The sequence below is a fragment of the Mesorhizobium sp. M7A.F.Ca.CA.002.05.1.1 genome, from assembly GCF_003998335.1.
Taxonomy (GTDB): Bacteria; Pseudomonadota; Alphaproteobacteria; order Rhizobiales; family Rhizobiaceae; genus Mesorhizobium.
In genome coordinates this window covers 1-1,919 of sequence record NZ_RZQI01001047.1, presented here as the reverse complement: position 1 = coordinate 1,919, position 1,919 = coordinate 1, and the positions used below count along the sequence as shown (strand labels likewise).

The window sequence follows — 1,919 nt, the reverse complement described above, 5'->3', positions numbered from 1 at the left end:
GCTCTACACGCCGCGCGATTTCGACCTGTCGCCCTATTTCCGCATCGTCAAACCGACGCTGGAATATGGTTTCGACTACCGGCAGATGGTCTGGGACGACAAGGTTGCCGATCCCGGGGCAAAGGCCGCCGAATAGACGCGATCAAATGAGTCCAACAGCATGGACGGCACGGCACGGGAGCGCGGCCCGGCAGGCGGCGCTTTGGCGTCAGTGCTTGCAAGCCGCAACGCGCACGTCCGAGGGAGTGGCGTCATAACGGCGGCGGAACGCCCGGTTGAAATAGGAAAGATCGTTGAAGCCGGCCTCGTAGGCGATCGCGGTGATGCTGCGTCCGGCATGGCGCGGATCGCCAAGCATGCGATGGGCACGCGCCAGCCGCTGGTTCATCATGAAATCAATCAAGGATGTGCCATCGCTCTCGAACAGCTTGCGGACATAGCGGGCCGACAGTCCGTGGCGGGCGGCGACGTCCCGCGCCGACAGGTCGACATGGCCACCATGCGCGACGATATCGGCCTTGATGGCGCGCAAGCGGGCAACGCTGACGCCACGGCCGCGTGCGATCTGGGCCGCATCCCTGGTCGCGCCCATGGCGAGTGCGGCAAGGTCGAAGACATGCGTCGCCGCAAGGTGACAGGCCTCCGCAGTCAACTCGTCTCCGACCTCCTGGATCGAGTTGATATAGTCGAGCAACAGCCGCATCGCCCCGCTTTGGGTCGGCAAGGGCCGCATAAGGACCGCTGCCGGATCGCCGATCAGAGGCGAAAGCTGCTTGCGCGAAAAACTCAGATTGATGAAGCGGAACCCGCCGGCGCCGATCAGGTTGAGGCCAACCTCGTCACCGCTCATCATCAGCGCCTGGCCGTTGCCGACCGCCTCCTCGCGGCCGCGGTGCTTCATCACGCTGCCCCCATCGAGGGCCGCCAGAAGAACGAAGTCGTCGTTGTCGATCAGCGACGATGTGCGATGCACCCGGAATTCCGATGAGCTGCCGGTGGCGATGCCGAGGCCCGGCAACGCGCGCACCCGCATGTCGATCTGCGCCGGCGCAAGCGGATCGAGGTCCACCCTCAGAACCGTGCGGCCGTAAACCTCGCGCGTAATCTCGACGCGATCCCGCTCCGGAAACATCTCCGTCGCCAGCCTGAACGAAGCTGACGGCCCCATCGTCGCAGTCATCGACACCCCCATGCCAAGAGCGCGGTCATATGCGCCGCGGCCTGCAAAACGTCAATACCGGGCCGTTTTGGCCGCTTTCAGTGCCGTTCTGTCCAAGCTGTCCCCCTTCGATGCCCCTAGTTTGCGGCGCGATTCCGAAACCGGAACCGTATTGGCGGCAATCCAAGGGGGCACGATGTTTCATTTGCAACTGTTCAAGACGCTGTCGGCACTGGCCGCGGCGGGCTTCAATCCGCGTGCCTATCTGCTGTCGATCTCGTTGGGCAACACGGTGACCGATCACCGCGAGGTCAAGCTGCCGCCGCGCGCTGCCCGATGATGAGCAGCACCATGAAAAAAAGCATTTTCGTGGCCCTGACCATTGCCCTGGCGGGCTGCCAAACGGGCCAGGCCGACAGCAACACGGCATTGATCGCGAGCGCGGCCGGCAGCAACAAGGCCCGGAACGAACCATCGACGGAAACCGCCTGCGCCGAGGCCGCCAAGAAGGCGGCGAAGGCGCAGACCAATGCGGCTCTGCTCGGCGGTGTCCTGTCGATGGCGGGGGGTCTTGGCGGTCTGGCTGGCAATGGTGGGGTCATTGCCGGCCAGGCCGCCTCGATCGGCGGCTCGGTTCTGCAGTCCCAGGCGACGAGCAGTGCCCGGGCCGGCGTTGTGGAGGACTGTTATGGCTGAGCGGCGTTTCGCAGCCATGCGCCGGCTAGCCGGCGCGCTCGCACTTGCCGGCATGATGTTCGAC

General features: G+C 64.8%; 3 protein-coding genes and 1 pseudogene. 3 read left to right on the top strand and 1 reads right to left on the bottom strand.

Annotated features, from left to right (window positions below; genetic code table 11):
• Positions 1-136, top strand: a pseudogene (locus EN939_RS39490) (lipo-like protein); the annotation flags it as partial.
• A gap of 72 nt (positions 137-208) precedes the next feature.
• On the opposite strand, the gene EN939_RS32255 reads toward EN939_RS39490, so the two are convergent.
• Complete coding sequence (locus EN939_RS32255) at positions 209-1,180, bottom strand: helix-turn-helix transcriptional regulator (protein WP_127269743.1); 972 nt, start codon at positions 1,178-1,180, stop codon at positions 209-211.
• A 175-nt stretch (positions 1,181-1,355) separates the two neighbouring features.
• Between EN939_RS32255 and EN939_RS32250 the strand changes: the two genes are divergently transcribed.
• Together EN939_RS32250 and EN939_RS32245 are read left to right on the top strand one after the other, a co-directional pair.
• On the top strand, positions 1,356-1,499 hold the full coding sequence (locus EN939_RS32250; RefSeq protein WP_127269741.1) for a hypothetical protein: 144 nt from the start codon (positions 1,356-1,358) through the stop codon (positions 1,497-1,499).
• The gene (locus tag EN939_RS32245; protein ID WP_164748707.1) at positions 1,496-1,855 is read left to right on the top strand and encodes a hypothetical protein; all 360 of its coding nucleotides are present in this window, start codon (positions 1,496-1,498) and stop codon (positions 1,853-1,855) included. The genes EN939_RS32250 and EN939_RS32245 overlap by 4 nt, the downstream gene beginning before the upstream one ends.
• Positions 1,856-1,919: the final 64 nt, after the last annotated feature.

Excerpts from the sequence above, each read along its gene's own strand:
- EN939_RS32255 (WP_127269743.1), bottom strand. The coding sequence starts at position 1,180 with ATGACTGCGACGATGGGGCCGTCAGCTTCGTTCAGGCTGGCGACGGAG.
- EN939_RS32250 (WP_127269741.1), top strand. The coding sequence starts at position 1,356 with ATGTTTCATTTGCAACTGTTCAAGACGCTGTCGGCACTGGCCGCGGCG.
- EN939_RS32245 (WP_164748707.1), top strand. The coding sequence starts at position 1,496 with ATGATGAGCAGCACCATGAAAAAAAGCATTTTCGTGGCCCTGACCATT.